Origin of the sequence: Pedobacter sp. Hv1, from assembly GCF_001412215.1 — a bacterium.
In the GTDB taxonomy this organism is placed as follows: domain Bacteria; phylum Bacteroidota; class Bacteroidia; order Sphingobacteriales; family Sphingobacteriaceae; genus Pedobacter.
Genome location: NZ_LLWP01000008.1, coordinates 376,189 through 391,777 on the forward strand (window position 1 = coordinate 376,189; position 15,589 = coordinate 391,777).

Consider the following 15,589-nt stretch of genomic DNA (forward strand, 5'->3'; position numbering starts at 1 on the left):
TTATCAAATAAGTTACAAGTGAGCTATGCCCCACGCATTACACCGATTTGCTTTCCGGCCCAATCTGGGAACAGCACTTTATCGTTGTTAATTCCAAGGTGCTTATCTGCAACCTCACTAAATACACTTCTAAAATCGGTGGTTACAGGCAGGTCTCTTCCATCTTCTAAATTTTCTTTGGTTAAAGGATTAACCAAGCCATGTACCAAACCTCCATTTACGCCATTACCTAAAATAAAGTTACAAGAACCACGGCCATGGTCTGTACCACCTGTACCATTTTGTGCTACAGTACGTCCAAATTCAGTCATGGTCATTACAGTTACTTCATCTTGATAACGGCCCATATCTGCCCAAAAGGCCATGATACAGTTACTCAAGTCGTTTACATTACGGGCAAATATTCCTGTTTCTACACCTTGGTTAAAGTGGGTATCCCAACCGCCCGACTCGGTAAAGGCAACTTCCATCCCTACATTCATTTTAATTAATTGGGCAATCTGTTTTAATGAATTGCCTAAAGCTGTATTTGGATAAACCGCTCCATTTTCTGGAGTATAGGTTTTCGGATCTGTTTTTTGCAGCATTTTAATGGCATCGAAACTCTCTTTACCTGTATTTTTTAGCAGGCCAGAAGAAGTCTGATCATATAAGTCTTCAAAACTTTTCGAGGCCATGTTTGCACCAGCTTGGTTACCTTTTAATTGAATGTTAAAGTCTGCCAAATTACTAATTGCAACGGCAGGATTATCGCCATAAAATGATCTTGGCAATGATGAGGTTAAACTTACACCCTGAAAAGGTGTGGCCGCTTCGTGTCCAAGTAAACCAACTGCCCTATTTAACCAACCACTTTCTGTGCCTTTGTTAAACGGGGTGCCCGATTCCATAAAATCTTGTGCATCAAAGTGCGAACGGGTATTGTTGGGAGAGCCTATTCCATGTACAATGGCCATGCGTTTTTCTCTGAACATAGGTTCGAAAGCACTCATTGAAGGATGTAGTCCAAACCTACCATCTAAATCAATCAAAGGCTTGGTCTTTCCACCTTGTGCAGCAGACATAAATAAATTTGGACGGGCCGCTTTTAAATAGTCGTCGGTAAAAGGCGTTACTGCCATTAAGCCATCCATTGCACCCCTTTGAAAGATACAAACCAACACTTTCTTTTTTTGATATAAGCCAGGTGCAACTGTTGCTGCAACGGCATCGGCTAAAAAGCCAGGGATACCACCTAAACTAATTCCGAATAATGCCAAGCCTCCTGCTTTGATAAATCCTCTTCTTGAAGTCATGATAAATTATTATTTACGTTGAAACTCTGGTGAACCTATAATTACACCTACCACTTGCGCTAACATGGTATTTGTACCTGCCTTTTGTTGTGGTGCTGCATTTACCAATGCTTTTTTACCTTTCAATTTGTTGGCCCCTTCTTCCATCATATTGGCATCTTCGTTTGCCATGGTATTCATTTGTTGTGGTGGCGCTGTTTTTTCTGCAGCTTTAGCCACATTGTTTTCTAAATTTGGATCGTTCAGCATCGGTTTTAACCTTGCAATAGTCTCTTCTAACTTACGCTCAGGCATGATCAGCTTGCTATAGATAACCAATGCAGCCTCGGCACTTTCTGGCTCATGGTTTTCGTTCATTGCTGCAAGGTTAAAAGTAACCCCCGGAATACGTTGTGACGCCAAGGCCAGTCCAAAATTCATTCGATTTAACAATGAACCTGTATTGATCCAATATTGGCCCCTATCTGGAAAACCAGTTGGTGCTTGGTAATAATACATTTGCTGGCCCATTTTATTGATCCAAGTATACAACTGATAAGGTTGGTTCACCTTTGCATCTAAACTTCTTACTGCACTAATGGCCAATTCAAATGGCGATTTTGTTTTTTCTCTCAAAGCATTTGCCGACCAAAATTCTGGTGCACTAACCATGGTCATCATTACACTTTTAATATCGCCCTTGCTACTTAAAAAGGTTTTGGCCATTTTATCAATCAAGCTTTGTGGTGGGTTATCGCTTACAAAGCGAATGGCCAATTTTTTAGAAATAAATTTTGCAGTAGACTTATGGTGTGCCAACATTTCTAAAAGCTCAACTCCTTCTTCATAACCACCACCAGCAGCAAATTTTTTACCCAACACTACTTTTTCACCATTGTCATGTCTATTCATGGCGAACAGAAAATCGCCATCGTGTACAAAGCCTCTTTTACTTAGGTTCTCATCACCTATCCTTTCCAATACCTTTTTCATTGGTGCTCCATAACCATTATCGCTCATGGGTGCAATGGTCCACCCGGTTAAAATGCGTGCAGCTTGGGTCACATCGCTTTGCGTATATCCACCATCTACGCCTAAAGTATGAAGTTCCATTACCTCTCGGGCATAATTTTCGTTTAACCCTGTTTTTTTGTTGTTCTGTTGATTTTGTACCCTTGCTTTCTGAATAGCCAACTGCACTGGTCTATTTTTTCGTTGCCCAGGTTTATCCATCATCATATCGTTAGTAGCTACTGGCATGGTCACATTATTTCCAGAGCTGCTAAAATTATCAAGGTACATCAACATTGCTGGAGATTTTGCCGTACTCAACAATAGCGTTTCGAATTTCCCAAATACATTAGGCCGAATCACATCACGCTCATACGCTGGCACATAAGAAGCACATTGGTTTTTACTTAAGGACACATTAAAATGGTTGAACCAAAAATCGGTCATCAGTTCTTTTAACTGGTTATTGCTATATACTGCCCTTAATATTTTTTGATTGATCAACTGGCGATACAATTCTTGCTGAGGTTTGTATCCTTTTTCTTTCATATAGGCTGTTAATGTTGCCCTATATTCTTTATTATTTGCTTGGTTAACCGAGTCTTTATGGATATAGCCATCTTTTACAGCAAAACGAATTACCTGTGCATTGCGTGGAAAAACATTTTCTACTTCTGTATTGCTCAGGTTAATTGCATCATACTTACTCAATTGTTGGTTTAAAGTTGCATCATCTAAATTACCGTCCAATTGTTGTTCAACCCATTTTTCAAGACCCGTTTTTAAAACAACATCAATGTCTCCTTCTTTTGCACCATAGGTAAAACGACTTAACAAATGTGCCGCAGCTTGTTTTTCTGTTAAACCCGCTTGTTTATAAGGCAATACAAATTTTTCTTTCTGCAATTCATTTCTTGCAAATGAAGAAAAAACGATAGCACAGCTAAATGCGATAACTGTAAGGTAAAAACTATGGATTTTAATTTTCATCAGATTTAGTATTGGTTATGAACTTGATTTTTGGCTGTATAATTAATGCTATGACAAGAGAAAAACAATAAAGATTAATTAGATGTGTTAATTATTAATAATTTAAAAAACAAAAGGTTAATATTTTTTCCTTTAAGTTAAATATCACGCATATCATTTCTTAAAATTAATTAAGTTTCTTAAATAGAATTATTATTTTCTACTTTTACATCAGCAATAGTTTTAAGCTAAAACAATGGTTATTTGCAAGTTAATTCTTGTTTAAAAGATTTTAAAAAATAATATTTGTTATAACTTTTAACTATATTGTAATATAATCTAGGTATTTACTTGGTATTTCTACTTTAATGTTAACAAAAAAACGATCACTTCAATTCAAAGCGTATGTCAGTTAGAATAAATCGGTTACTCAAAATTGGTTTTGTCTTTTTTCTGATTGCTGCTACATTTTACCCAAAACAAGCGCTTTCGCAAAATTCTTTTGAAAAGGATCTAAAAAAGAAAATGGATTCATTGATCTCTGAAAAAGGTCTCATTATCATTAGTCAGACCATGTTACCCAACAATAGTGTAGCCAGCATCATGACCCCATCTGGTTGGGGAAGTTATGGTACATTTATTTTTGGTGTATTGGGAGGGATCTATCCAGCTGGTTATACCAACAAACCAGATTTAATTGGTTCTGCAGGTATTACATTTGGTAATCCATCAAAGTTTGTGAATGTTTCGGCCAGTGTAAACATAACGAGGGTAAGTGAGCTTAAAGATTTTTCTTACAACCTCGTATTAAGTAAAGAAATTTTTAAAAGCAGTAGTATCTCTGTTGGGGCATTACAACTTTTTGCAGATGCCAGTATTTCTGATGCACCATACCATACCTATTACGTAGCATTTAGTCATGCGGTACAAACAGTACCTTCTAAAAGACCTGGTTTTGCCGCATTGGGCTATACCATTGGTTTTGGTACAGGTAGGTTTTTATACAAAAGCCCTTATGATATTGACAGAGGAAAGGGCAAATACGGAACCGGTATTTTTGCCAGCGTTTCTTACGAAGTATTTAAACAAGTTAACATCAATGCAGAGTGGTCTGGCTTAAACCTAGGCTTCTCTACAGGTTTTAGACCAATAAAAAACTCTAATCTTACAATAGGGTTAGGAGTCTATAACTTAACCAAATACACTGGCGATAGACCAGGATTTATTGCCACATTAGGTTTACCAATATCTTTAGAAAGAAGAAATAATTATAAATGAGAAAATTCATTTTCATGATGCTGTTATGCACAGCATTTGGCGTAAAATACGCAAGCGCTCAAGGCGGAGGATTAAATAACAATTCAGATTTAAGGGTACCAGTACCTGGAAGTGTAAATACAACAGCCCCATATATTAGGGTAATTGTACCAACACCGCCAGCAATGCCACCAATGCCAGGAGTACCTGCCATTTCTCCAGTACCAACTTTACCTTCTGGAGGATTATTGCCAGCTGTACCTCAATCTCCTGCCTTACCAGCAGGCCCAAGTGCGGGATCAGCAGGTGGAGCACCAACAGGACCAGCGGCAGGCGGACCACCAGCTGCTATAGGCGGTATTTTACCAAACCTACCTATACTACCACCGGTACCTCCTATTCCACCACTTCCGGAAGTAAGGTTACCATCCGCTTAATCTTTAATCAATCATAAACTTTTAGATATAGCGCAATCTATATCTTCACTATACCGAAACAATGCATGAATAACGAAACAAAGTTTAACCTAAAAAACACCTTATTACTCTTACTGCTCTTGGTTACCTTTACGGTAAATGCACAAGACAAACGTCGTGTATTTGCGTTAAAGCAAGGTGACGAATTTCAAAGAGAGATTTTAACAAATTCTAAAGCTGTTATCCAAAGGGGTAAACAAACTTTAAGTGTAAATTCTGTTTCTTCTCTTACAAAATCATATGTAGTTACATCTACTTCGGCAAATGGTAATGTAATGAATGTTAAGATTAAGAAAATGGACAACCTAATTGACGCATTAGGTCAACGTTTACAATATAATTCTGAATCTAGAAAGGATTCTAGCTCAATTATTGAAAGAGCATTAAACCACATGGTAAACAAACCTGTAGAGGTTACCGTTGATAAAAATGGTGTAATTCTTTACTCCAATTCTTACAAATCTGAAATGGCTACCGATACCCTTGTTGCTTTTGCAGGCATTGAGCCCGAGATTTTTGAGAGAGGAACCTTGTTAAACCTATTTGCAGATGTAACCTATAATCCAAGTATTAAAAAAGGTTTTACTTGGACTGATTCTGTTCAAATCAACGGTCAGAAATTAAATACCAAATTCTGGGTGGAAGATATTACGCCTAAAAACACCATCATTAAATTTAGCACCAAGATTGTAAGTCAATTGATCAACAGCAACTCTAATGGTACTTATATTGTTGACAATGAAAGCGGATTAATTATAGAGAAATTAGTGTATACCATTTCTACTGGTTACCAAATATCTGCTGGCAGGGTAATTTATGCGGTTTCTAGGTCTACCAGTTTATCCGAGAAGATCAAAAAGGTCACGCGATAGCAAACAATAATTAAAATATTTCATAAAGCCCTTGTTCGTTCATTCGTTAACAAGGGCTTTTTTGTGGAGTTATTTATAGCAATGCAGGATAATTAAAAATATTAACTATTTATTTAGTTAATATTCAAAATAAGTTTATCTTTAAATTATAATTTTAAACTTATGCGGTACTATAGCTTATTATTGTTGATCGGTGTAGTGGTGGCTTTTTGCATCTGGCAACAAACAAAAGATCCTGAGGTATCTCCTGCCGTAATGGCTCTTAAAAAAAAGAAAGAAAATACAGGCATCAAATGGAATGATTCTTTAATGAAACAGCTGCCCAAAGGGATGGACACCTCTATTATTGTTAAAGATTTAAATGGCACCCCATTAAAATTTGCTCAATACATCAAACCTGTATTCAATCACAAAGCCATTATTTATCAAGACAGAGGAGAATGGAGATTACATCGTTTAACAGAGACATCTCAAGATTCTCTCAAAAAAGACGATTATGCTGTTGCAAGCTCAGAGCGATGGGATGCTTACAGAAATCCCGATACCATTACAGATTGGCGGGTAAAATTAAATGCGATTGCCCATACCCTTGCTCAGGCAGATTATGTATTGGTATTAAAAGGCCAACGCAAAATGTTAATCAAACGCAAAGGTCGGCTGATTAAAACATTCAACATCAACATGGGCTGGGCACCAGTAGGCCATAAAGAAAGGGAGGGTGATGGAAAAACGCCTGAAGGGCTTTATCATTTGGACAGTAAATACGACCGTAGCGATAAATTTTATAAAAGTTATTCTATCTCTTATCCCAGTATCAAAGAAAGAGCGGCTGCAAAAAGAAAAGGCATCAACCCTGGCTTTGGCGTTTCTATCCACGGTACCAAGCCTGGTAAAACCAAAGCCAAAGACTGGACAGCAGGTTGTATTGCACTACAAAATAAAGACATGGACACGCTATTTGCCTACATCGCTGATGGCACTTTAATCGAAATCAGAAAATAGGCTAGCGCTCTCCTTCTGCTTTTACCCAAATGTCTTCAAACTCTTGTGGATGCCTTTTAAATTGGGCATGTACAAAAGGACAAAGTGGAACAACTTTAAGTTGGTGTGCACGAGCATAAGCCACCATTGCTTGGAGTAAAATTTTGGCCAAGCCTTGTCCCTCTGCTTTAGATGATACTTCGGTATGGTAAACGGTAAGTTCAGTTCCTGAGATGGACAATACCATTTCTCCCAACTGCTCTTCTCCATCCATAATTACAAAAGCGCCCTCGTTTTGTTCGTTCAGTTTTAATATTGCCTCTGGCATAATCAATTTTTTAAACAAGTTAGTAAATATTAATTGAACTCCATTAATCAAAAAATATCAATTAAAAGATGGGATTTCTGAAGAACGATTGGGCATGTACATTGTAGAAAACGAGGGTATTATTGACGTTATTAAACAGGCTTATCGTACTAAAAATGTAAACTAGCCTACCTTTTAACTAATGTACCTACAATTTGATCTACCTCTTCGGCAGTAGGATCAACAGCTAAGATCGTTCCCTTTGTGTCTACCAATACCTGAATACCTGCGCCATTGCTGATAGAGTATTTGTTCCAGATGCCATTCTTGTCATCCATTTCTACCAAATTCAACCAAGTAAACTGTTCCTTTTTTAACCTGCTTAACAAGGCATTGGTGTTTTTAAACTCTCTGGCAATGCCGATAACGGTAAAACCTTTGTCTTTATATTTTTTGTAAATGGGCACAATATGTTGGGCTTTGGCAATACATGGCCCACACCAAGAACCCCACAAATTGATCAGGGCAACCTTTCCTTTAATTGCCTGCGAAAGCGTAACCTGTTTACCTTTTAAATCTGCTGCCGTAAAATCTACAAATTGGTTTCCCGGAAATATTTTGATAATGCCAGCAATAGCATCTCCAACTATTTTGGTATAGAGATGATTTGGAAATTTGATAGCGTAATTTTTATACGTTTCATTTACAAGCATGGTCAAATACCTATTTTCTTTGGCATTATACTGCATATCTTGAAACATGAGATAATAATTGCTGATATTTATATTTTGGTTAAAAAAGGCATATTGCCATTTGTATCTTGCATTAGAAAGGCTATCAAATCTTAACTTCAATTGTTGGCCAGCCGGCGAAAGATCATTACCTGTCTTTCTTAGTTCATCTAGCTTTTGATAAAACGGTTGTGCCTCAATTCCATCTTTGGTCTTCCTCACTTCAGCCATTACATTTTCAAACGCTTGACTATAGTAGTTCTTGGCTTCATATAGTCGCTCTCTTTCCTTACTTAAAGTTTGGGTTATCGTTTGGTAACGGTTTTCTGAAAGATGCATAAATGCATAATAGGCTTTGTTGATTGATCCTCCCTTGATCACATTTTGATCATGTTTTTCCATCGTATTCAAAGTCAATTCAATTACCTGCTGATCTGGAAAAACGATTACTGGTCGCCAAGCACCCTTCTCATATTCATCTTCAAATACCAACTGATATGCTGCTACTTCTTTTGCCGTAAAAGTATACTCAAATGCATTATTTACGATGGGTATAGTCGGTTTATCTTCCGCTCTCAATGAAGTTGTACCAGGAATAATAATGATGGTCTTGCTAGCCCTGCCTATTACTTTACCTTTTAACGTTACTGCGGTTTGTGCCTTTGCCTGAAGGATACTTAATCCTAAAACAAAAACTACACTAAGCTTAATTAAGATTTTCATACAGAACAAGTTACGAATTTTCACAAAAAGATAAAGGTTTATCCTTTTCTGCGCTACGAGTAGGAACAGAAAAGGAAAACCAAGGTAGGGAAATAGTTTGTTTTGTTTAATTTCGGCTTTTTGCAGGGGCTTCTTCCGTTCTACTACTGGTATTTAAGGTTTTCAATTGGATGTATTTGTCCAGATCTTTTAAATCAAAACCTTTCTTTTTCATATCAGCCACAAATTCTGGGGTTACATTATGGTACCTTAAAGTCATGATCTGATTGATAGAGACATTCACAAAACCCATTTTTTGGAATCCTTTGATAAAATCTGCGGTAACCCCACGTGTTTTAAGCGAATAATATTGGTTGTAAGAAATATCCTTAAACCCAATGTCCTTAAAACTTTTAATGTATTCTGGGGTAACTCCTTGCGATTTTAAGCTATACAATGTGTTAAAAGGAATATTCTTTAGACCTACATCTTCAAAGCTCTTGATATATTCTGGAGTTATGTTCTGCGACCTTAATGTTAAGAGTGTATTTAGTGAAAGATCTTTAAGCCCGATACCTTGATAACCTCTGATAAATTCTGGTGTGATTTTCTGCGATTTTAGGCTATAAAATGTACTTAACGGAACATCTTTGAACCCAATTTGTTGAAATGATTTGATAAATTCGGCCGTAATGTTTTGGTTTTTTAAGGTGAGCAGGTTACTTGTTGTTAAGTTTTTTAGACCAATATCCTGAAAGCTTTTGATAAATTCGGCCGTTACTCCTTGCGATTTAAAGGTGCTAATGGTTTGGCTACTCAAATCTGGATAACCTGTATCACGCACCGCAGCGATATAATTGGTATCCACTTTCAGGGACTTACTTCTGATGATTTCTGTTGGTGTTGGTTTTTCTTCAGGAAGATTGTCGCTGCTAGGTATTTTAAGTTTCGCTTTGCGTAGGCTATTGATATAGTCGCCAGTAATGCGCTGCGATTTAAAGCTGATGAGCTGTTGTAAAGTAAGGTCTGTATAACCTGCCTTACGGATATCGTTTACATAAACACTATCAATCTTTAAAGATTTTAACGACACCAGGTTATTTGGGGTAAGATTGGTAAAGCCTATTTTTTTCCAATACCTCAAATCGTCTGCATTTACTTTAAAGGCCGACATAGAAATGATCTGGTTTTTAGTAAGGTCTTTGAAACCATTGTCATTTAAAAACTGTACATAAGAACGTTTAACATCCATCATAAAGAAGGCAAAGTATTCTTCATCTTCCATGTCTTTGATGTTTTTAAAGGCAGCAAATTCTTTAAAATCTTTGTTTACGGTAAATTTGTAACGGCCATAACCTTGGTCTTCGTCAAACTTTCCGTTAAACACTATCGTTCCTGCTTCTCGGGTAATGGTAAAATCTGCTTTTTCGTTTCTTGGCAGGGCAGAGAATTCGCTCATATTAAAAGTGGCACTATTAGACCATCTGTGGTTTTCATCACTATCGTCACTTTTAAATTCGACATTGATCTTGTCATTTTTAATGGTAGCAAACCACAAACCTTTAGATTGGTTCACTTCATTTCTGCTTCCCATTTTATCAAGGTCTGGAGTGGTGTTTGGCTCCACGTTTGCAAAGGCTACAGGTTTGTTTAGGCCTGCCAATAATACTACCAACATAGGTAGCATTACAAAGTATTTCCACATAATGTGAACATTTGATTTTTTTGCGCTCATCATAACAATTCGTTTTTTTAAGAGGGATTGATTATAGTTTGTTGTAATATTCATTGACCAGTTTGGAACGGCAACCTTTAACAGGTTTAACTGATACGATTCTATTTCTACTTGGTGATCATTCAATACGGCATGGTCTGCTAAAAACTCTAAATTACTTTCCAGTTCTTTTCGGTATAACCAGGCAAAGGGATTAAACCATTGTACAATTACCACCAATTCTGTTAACATCAGATCGAAGCTATGCCCTTGTTGGATATGTACTTTCTCATGGATGATGATCTGGTTATACGTTTCCCAGTCGTATTTGCTTGGGTTGATAAAAATGGTATTGCCAAAAGAACATGGTGCTTTGTCGTTGTCTAATTCAACAATCCTAAATATGCCATCTTTCATTACAGGTTTACTATAGGCCTGATAAAGCAGTACCAATACCTGTACCAATAGGTTGGCTCCCAATATGGCAACGCCACACCAATAGCCCCAAAAAGCCCATTTGATCAACCGTTCTGTCAAAGGTGCTTCTTCGGCTTTTACAGTGGTTACTGGTTGAACAGTTGTTGGTACAGGCTTAGCCGTTGCAAGTTGAGCTGTTGCACTCACCTGTTGTGGTTCCAGCACATTTACCTCAACAGGAGTAGCAATTGATGTACCCGTTCTGAAAGAAAACTGTGCCGGAACAGGCACAAGCGGCAACACAAAAGCTAAAACCAAGCAGCCCAATAAAACTACTCTATTGAGGCGGTAATAGGTTTCTTTTTGCAAAAGCAGTTTATAAAAAATAAACCAAATTGCAAGGATAATGGCTACATGTAGGCTATATGGTATCATTTTTTCTTGCTTTAATAATTTGCATAATATCGTTCAGTTCTTTTTCAGATAACTTTTGGTCTTTGGCAAAAAAGGCAAGCATGTTGGGGTACGAGTTGTCAAAGTATTGACTTACGATATCTTTCATCGCATGTTTCTGATACGCTTCTTTAGAAACGATAGGAAAATAGCGATAGATATTACCCACTACTTCGTGCGATAAAAAACCTTTGTCTTCTAGAATTTTTACCATGGTAGCCACCGAGTTGTAATGTGGTGTAGGATCTGGAAGTTCGGGAATAACTTCTTTAATAAAAGCTTTTTCAAGTGTCCAAAACACTTGCATGATCTGTTCTTCTCTTTTGGCCAGCTTTTGCATATCAGTAATTTTAAAACTAATTTAATACTAATGCATTAGTATAACAACTAATGCATTAGTATTATTTATAATAAACTGATAATCAATATGATAATTTTCAAGTCACTTAAAACAAGCTCATTGATAAAGTTTACGTGATCAGGATAGCTCAAATAAGGTAAAAACACCCTCTTTTTTAAAGCCTGCTTTAATCTTAAAATGATGTTATAACATTTATTGAGCGATTTGATGGTTAAAAAAAGGTGATATCCATTATTGAAGTTTGGCAAGATAGGGTGTTTTTACGGTATAGCTTAAGGTAAAAAACCCAGAAAAGTCAGCCGTTTTATTCAGCAACTTAGTGGTTAGTAATCAATTATATCATTATATTTATTAAACCAAACAACAATGAAAAAACAAAGATTAACAAGAGGGTACACCATGAATGGGATACCTTTTGGAGAAGCAGAAAAAATGGTATTGGAATTTCTGGATAACAGAAACAGTTCGCACACCACAACATCGATATGGTTCCCCACAGCATTTGTGAGCCAAATTCTAACCGCTGTAGAAAAAGATGGGATAGATGGGGTGAGGTTTTATTTTGCGAAAGACCAGCTCAAAAATACCGTAGTACCTGTGGCAACAAAAGAGGGAGCCAATATGAGTACTAGACACCAAAGGCAAGTTCATATTGATTTCTTTGAGCTTTCTGAAACACTTACTCGTTTCAATGCAGAAGCTTCTTATAAACCTGTAGGATTATATGATATGAAGTGTAGTGGAGAAAACTGTGATACAACTGCAAGTTCTATTCCATGTACTACTGCTGTTGAATGGGCCAAATCTTTCAAAAGAGACCATGCGGATAGTGATGAAATCATTAACACAACTAGTGTTTGGTATCCTTTTAGTTTTTTTGAGAGATTAGCATATAAGCTAGATGCCGCAGCTAGAGACGGCAAGTTAAAACCAGATGGAATTAGGTTATATTTCATTAGAAATAAACAACATAGAGATGGGTTTGTATTTTTCACTACACATGAAGAGGGCAATTTCCACATAGATGATGTTAAATGTTATAATGCAGATCCAAATAATGTAGATCCAAGACTTTTTCTAAAATTCATAACTGTTGGAGGAACACCGGATGACCGCGGTGAAGAATGCCCTATTTTTTGTCCTGGAACCACTTGGAGTGATTGTGAACTACCTTAAAAATGCCAAATTATTTAACCTACAACACCGGAATAGAGCTCATTTGTTTGATCGTTGCACTTTTCTCTTTAACCAAAGATAAAAGTTGGGCTTGGCGCAGTGTGATTTTTTACCTACTCATTGTCTGCATCGTTGAATTCTCGGGCATCTACGTTAAAGAAGTGCTTCGTGAACGCAATAGTTGGTTATACAACATCTTATTTGTATTCGAAATCGCTTTTTTCTCACTCATGTTCCAAAATTTATTGGCAAAATATTTCAATAGCAAGCCCCTCATTTATACGGGGCTTGCTATTTTGTTGCTTAGTTATAGTATTGAGTTAGGCACACAGGGTATTTTTAAGCGAACCCACATTACCCTTATTATACAAGGCGTTGTGTTTGTAACCTACAGTTTGATTTATTTTTATGGTTTGATTAAAGACGAGCGTTACATAGACCTCAAATACTCGGCTGAGTTTTGGTGGGTAGCGGCCGTATTGGTCTGTTATTTTGCCTTAACTAGCCTCAATGTATTTTACAAAGAGCTCAGCAAAGTTTTAGCAAAACCCAATGAAGCCTTCCGCTTTATCATTATTGCCTCTAACTTTTTTTTATATGCACTATGGGCTTATTCATTTATCTGTAGAAAATGGTTAACAACGAAGTCAAAGATTTAGTAGTTATCAGCACCCTTATTTTTTCAATTGTGCCCATTGCATTATTGGCTTATGTCTCTTTGTACAACATCCGTAAGAAAAAACATTTGGAAGAAAGAGAAAAATTGAGACAGGCCAATGAAGAACTGATCAAAGCACAACATGAGATTAGAGAACAGACCATGCAGACCATTGGTAGTGATCTACACGACAATATTGGCCAAATTTTGAGCCTTACTGCTTTAACACTAAAATCGATCAAAGCAGAAGAACCCAATAAGGTTCTACCTAAAGTAAATACCGCGGTAGAGCTGGTCTCTAGATCCATCCAAGAGATGCGTTTGTTGGGCAAGCTTTTACAAGGCGATCAACTGGTGGCCAAAGGACTTGATGAAGCCATTAAACAAGAAGTTAATTGGATAGAAAAATCTGGCAGTTATAGTGTTAAATATGCAAAAATTGGAGATGCTCCGGTTCACATAGATAGCAATAAAGACCTTATCCTTTTTAGAATTGTACAAGAAAGCCTAAATAACATCATCAAGCACGCACAAGCCACCAAAATCAAGCTCACATTAAGTTACCTACCTGAACAGGTACAATTGTCTATTGTAGACAATGGACTTGGCTTTGATATAGATAACCTTGCCTTCACCCAAAATGGAATGGGTTTACAGAACATCCAAAAACGTACGGCCTTACTTGGAGGCGAAGCCACCATCAAATCTAACTTAAACAAGGGCACTACGGTAACTATTGTTATACCTTACCTTTAATGATAATGGAAGAACAGATTAAAATAGCCATTGTTGATGACCATACCTTATTTAGAAATGGCCTAAGTGTTTTATTGAAAGAATTTGATGGTATCCAAGTTGTTTTTGAAGCCAATAATGGGCTGAACATGCAAGAAATGTTGAAAAAGCATGCCTTACCCGATGTAATTTTAATGGACATTAACATGCCCATAATGGATGGTTATGCTGCTACCAAATGGTTAAAAGAAAACTATCCGCAACTTAAGGTTTTGGCATTAAGTATGTTTGAAGAGGATAAGGCGGTAATAGGGATGATCAAAAATGGAGCCTGTGGTTATGTTTTAAAAGAATCTAAACCTAGCGAGGTAATGGCTGCTATCTTAAGCATTTATAAAAAAGGTTCTTATATCAACGAATTGGTATCTGGCAAATTGATCCACTCTATTGCTAACCATATTGCAGATACACATTTCTCTAAAAATGAACTAGAGTTCTTAAAACTGTGCTGTTCAGAGCATACCTACAAAGAAATTGCCGACCTGATGTTTGTGAGCCCACGTACCGTAGACAATTACCGTGAGGCTTTATTCAGTAAATTGAACATCAAATCGAGAACTGGGTTAGTGCTATATGCCATTAAAAATGGATTAATTAAGCTCTAGCGCAGCATCCTTCTAAATAAAAAAAGCATCAACCATGAGATTGATGCTTTTCAGCTTTATGCTATGAATTTAACTACTTTTTATATTCTTCATCAATCAGTTTATTGATGCGATCAATATTCTTGATGCATGCATTATATTGAGCTACAATAGCCTTGGTATCTCTAAGTTCTGCTCCTACATTATATACTTCTTCAGTCTTTAAAAGTGCAATAAAGTTATTGGTCGAGTCGGTATTTCTTTTCAAATTTTTATTAATGTAATCTTTCGACTTTTGCTTTTCTACATTATAATAATTGGTTAACGCTATTACAAAAGGGATGTTTTCTTGATAGAGATCCATAATTTCATTTTGCAGCTTTTTGTTTTCAATCGTACCAATTTTTCCAGCAGATTTAAATCCTTCGAACCTTCCATCATTTGGTATTAAACCTGTCGAATTAAAAAGCACCTCATCATAAATCTTAAGACTGTCTTTGCTAATCGCTTCATTCAATTTAAGATTTCTTAAATAAGAATAAGCTTTTCCACTCAACACAAATCGTTCTCTATCTGCATTCATTTCTGATCGGTCGTTTTTCAAATCTGCTTGTAGGCCCAATAAAAAGTCTTTCACATCTTTTTGTTGGTGGGCATGTTCGCTTTGTCCGTGCAACCAGATAGAAAGGGTAACTGCAAACACAATGATCAGAATTTCCAATACAAATTCTTTCACCTTTGCCCAAAAGCTATGCTCTTTGCTGTTCCAGACTTTATAGATTTTTTTAGTATGCTTGATTACTTCCTGTTCGGCCATATTTTATCAAATGTGCTGGGATACTTCCTGTTTA

The 15,589-nt window shown here is 36.7% G+C and carries 15 protein-coding genes; 8 read left to right on the forward strand and 7 right to left on the reverse strand.

The window, feature by feature from the left end:
• Positions 1–23: 23 nt before the first annotated feature.
• Positions 24–1,295: a DUF1501 domain-containing protein gene (locus AQF98_RS15920; protein WP_055132941.1), complete on the reverse strand. Its 1,272-nt coding sequence runs from the start codon at positions 1,293–1,295 to the stop codon at positions 24–26.
• 9 nt (positions 1,296–1,304) lie between these two features.
• On the reverse strand, positions 1,305–3,275 hold the full coding sequence (locus AQF98_RS15925) for a DUF1800 domain-containing protein (RefSeq protein ID WP_055132942.1): 1,971 nt from the start codon (positions 3,273–3,275) through the stop codon (positions 1,305–1,307).
• Positions 3,276–3,659: 384 nt separating this feature from the next.
• Between AQF98_RS15925 and AQF98_RS15930 the strand changes: the two genes are divergently transcribed.
• From AQF98_RS15930 to AQF98_RS15945, 4 genes are all read left to right on the forward strand, one after another.
• Positions 3,660–4,532 (forward strand): hypothetical protein, encoded by an 873-nt coding sequence (locus AQF98_RS15930; RefSeq protein ID WP_055132943.1) that lies wholly within the window; start codon positions 3,660–3,662, stop codon positions 4,530–4,532.
• The gene (locus tag AQF98_RS15935; protein ID WP_055132944.1) at positions 4,529–4,948 is read left to right on the forward strand and encodes a hypothetical protein; all 420 of its coding nucleotides are present in this window, start codon (positions 4,529–4,531) and stop codon (positions 4,946–4,948) included. The genes AQF98_RS15930 and AQF98_RS15935 overlap by 4 nt, the downstream gene beginning before the upstream one ends.
• A 65-nt stretch (positions 4,949–5,013) precedes the next feature.
• A complete protein-coding gene (locus tag AQF98_RS15940; RefSeq protein WP_055132945.1) occupies positions 5,014–5,859 on the forward strand; it encodes a DUF6263 family protein in 846 nt (281 codons plus the stop codon).
• Between the two features lie 162 nt (positions 5,860–6,021).
• The gene (locus AQF98_RS15945; protein WP_055132946.1) at positions 6,022–6,861 is read left to right on the forward strand and encodes a murein L,D-transpeptidase family protein; all 840 of its coding nucleotides are present in this window, start codon (positions 6,022–6,024) and stop codon (positions 6,859–6,861) included.
• Position 6,862: 1 nt separating this feature from the next.
• Here the strand turns inward: AQF98_RS15945 and AQF98_RS15950 are convergent, their stop codons facing one another.
• The 4 genes from AQF98_RS15950 to AQF98_RS15965 all read right to left on the reverse strand — a co-directional run bounded on the left by AQF98_RS15950 (position 6,863) and on the right by AQF98_RS15965 (position 11,504).
• Positions 6,863–7,168 carry a GNAT family N-acetyltransferase gene (locus tag AQF98_RS15950; RefSeq protein ID WP_055132947.1) on the reverse strand — a complete coding sequence of 102 codons (306 nt, stop codon included), beginning with the start codon at positions 7,166–7,168 and terminating at the stop codon, positions 6,863–6,865.
• A gap of 167 nt (positions 7,169–7,335) precedes the next feature.
• Positions 7,336–8,601, reverse strand: coding sequence for a TlpA disulfide reductase family protein (locus AQF98_RS15955; RefSeq protein ID WP_055132948.1), 1,266 nt, complete (start codon positions 8,599–8,601; stop codon positions 7,336–7,338).
• 106 nt (positions 8,602–8,707) lie between these two features.
• Positions 8,708–11,146, reverse strand: a complete 2,439-nt coding sequence (locus AQF98_RS15960) for a M56 family metallopeptidase (RefSeq protein ID WP_055132949.1) — start codon at positions 11,144–11,146, stop codon at positions 8,708–8,710.
• Positions 11,133–11,504 (reverse strand): BlaI/MecI/CopY family transcriptional regulator, encoded by a 372-nt coding sequence (locus tag AQF98_RS15965; protein ID WP_055132950.1) that lies wholly within the window; start codon positions 11,502–11,504, stop codon positions 11,133–11,135. Before AQF98_RS15965 ends, AQF98_RS15960 begins: the two co-directional genes overlap by 14 nt.
• Positions 11,505–11,891: 387 nt before the next feature.
• Between AQF98_RS15965 and AQF98_RS15975 the strand changes: the two genes are divergently transcribed.
• Genes AQF98_RS15975 through AQF98_RS15990 form a run of 4 tightly spaced genes read left to right on the forward strand, consistent with a single transcriptional unit; the run spans position 11,892 to position 14,759 of the window.
• Positions 11,892–12,701, forward strand: a complete 810-nt coding sequence (locus tag AQF98_RS15975; protein WP_055132952.1) for a hypothetical protein — start codon at positions 11,892–11,894, stop codon at positions 12,699–12,701.
• A gap of 2 nt (positions 12,702–12,703) precedes the next feature.
• On the forward strand, positions 12,704–13,360 hold the full coding sequence (locus tag AQF98_RS22055) for a hypothetical protein (protein ID WP_055132953.1): 657 nt from the start codon (positions 12,704–12,706) through the stop codon (positions 13,358–13,360).
• The gene (locus AQF98_RS15985; RefSeq protein ID WP_082435113.1) at positions 13,333–14,115 is read left to right on the forward strand and encodes a sensor histidine kinase; all 783 of its coding nucleotides are present in this window, start codon (positions 13,333–13,335) and stop codon (positions 14,113–14,115) included. The genes AQF98_RS22055 and AQF98_RS15985 overlap by 28 nt, the downstream gene beginning before the upstream one ends.
• 5 nt (positions 14,116–14,120) lie before the next feature.
• Entirely contained in the window at positions 14,121–14,759 is a 639-nt protein-coding gene (locus AQF98_RS15990; protein WP_055133011.1) for a response regulator transcription factor, read from the forward strand.
• A gap of 73 nt (positions 14,760–14,832) precedes the next feature.
• Here the strand turns inward: AQF98_RS15990 and AQF98_RS15995 are convergent, their stop codons facing one another.
• Positions 14,833–15,555 carry a hypothetical protein gene (locus AQF98_RS15995; protein ID WP_055132955.1) on the reverse strand — a complete coding sequence of 241 codons (723 nt, stop codon included), beginning with the start codon at positions 15,553–15,555 and terminating at the stop codon, positions 14,833–14,835.
• Positions 15,556–15,589: the final 34 nt, after the last annotated feature.

Bases quoted from the DNA above. Each gene is read 5' to 3' on its own strand.
- AQF98_RS15995 (WP_055132955.1), bottom strand. From the start codon at position 15,555: ATGGCCGAACAGGAAGTAATCAAGCATACTAAAAAAATCTATAAAGTC.
- AQF98_RS15940 (WP_055132945.1), top strand. From the start codon at position 5,014: ATGAATAACGAAACAAAGTTTAACCTAAAAAACACCTTATTACTCTTA.
- AQF98_RS15920 (WP_055132941.1), bottom strand. From the start codon at position 1,295: ATGACTTCAAGAAGAGGATTTATCAAAGCAGGAGGCTTGGCATTATTC.
- AQF98_RS15945 (WP_055132946.1), top strand. From the start codon at position 6,022: ATGCGGTACTATAGCTTATTATTGTTGATCGGTGTAGTGGTGGCTTTT.
- AQF98_RS15965 (WP_055132950.1), bottom strand. From the start codon at position 11,504: ATGCAAAAGCTGGCCAAAAGAGAAGAACAGATCATGCAAGTGTTTTGG.
- AQF98_RS15985 (WP_082435113.1), top strand. From the start codon at position 13,333: ATGGTTAACAACGAAGTCAAAGATTTAGTAGTTATCAGCACCCTTATT.
- AQF98_RS15975 (WP_055132952.1), top strand. From the start codon at position 11,892: ATGAAAAAACAAAGATTAACAAGAGGGTACACCATGAATGGGATACCT.
- AQF98_RS15960 (WP_055132949.1), bottom strand. From the start codon at position 11,146: ATGATACCATATAGCCTACATGTAGCCATTATCCTTGCAATTTGGTTT.
- AQF98_RS15925 (WP_055132942.1), bottom strand. From the start codon at position 3,275: ATGAAAATTAAAATCCATAGTTTTTACCTTACAGTTATCGCATTTAGC.
- AQF98_RS15950 (WP_055132947.1), bottom strand. From the start codon at position 7,168: ATGCCAGAGGCAATATTAAAACTGAACGAACAAAACGAGGGCGCTTTT.
- AQF98_RS15990 (WP_055133011.1), top strand. From the start codon at position 14,121: ATGGAAGAACAGATTAAAATAGCCATTGTTGATGACCATACCTTATTT.
- AQF98_RS15955 (WP_055132948.1), bottom strand. From the start codon at position 8,601: ATGAAAATCTTAATTAAGCTTAGTGTAGTTTTTGTTTTAGGATTAAGT.
- AQF98_RS22055 (WP_055132953.1), top strand. From the start codon at position 12,704: ATGCCAAATTATTTAACCTACAACACCGGAATAGAGCTCATTTGTTTG.
- AQF98_RS15930 (WP_055132943.1), top strand. From the start codon at position 3,660: ATGTCAGTTAGAATAAATCGGTTACTCAAAATTGGTTTTGTCTTTTTT.
- AQF98_RS15935 (WP_055132944.1), top strand. From the start codon at position 4,529: ATGAGAAAATTCATTTTCATGATGCTGTTATGCACAGCATTTGGCGTA.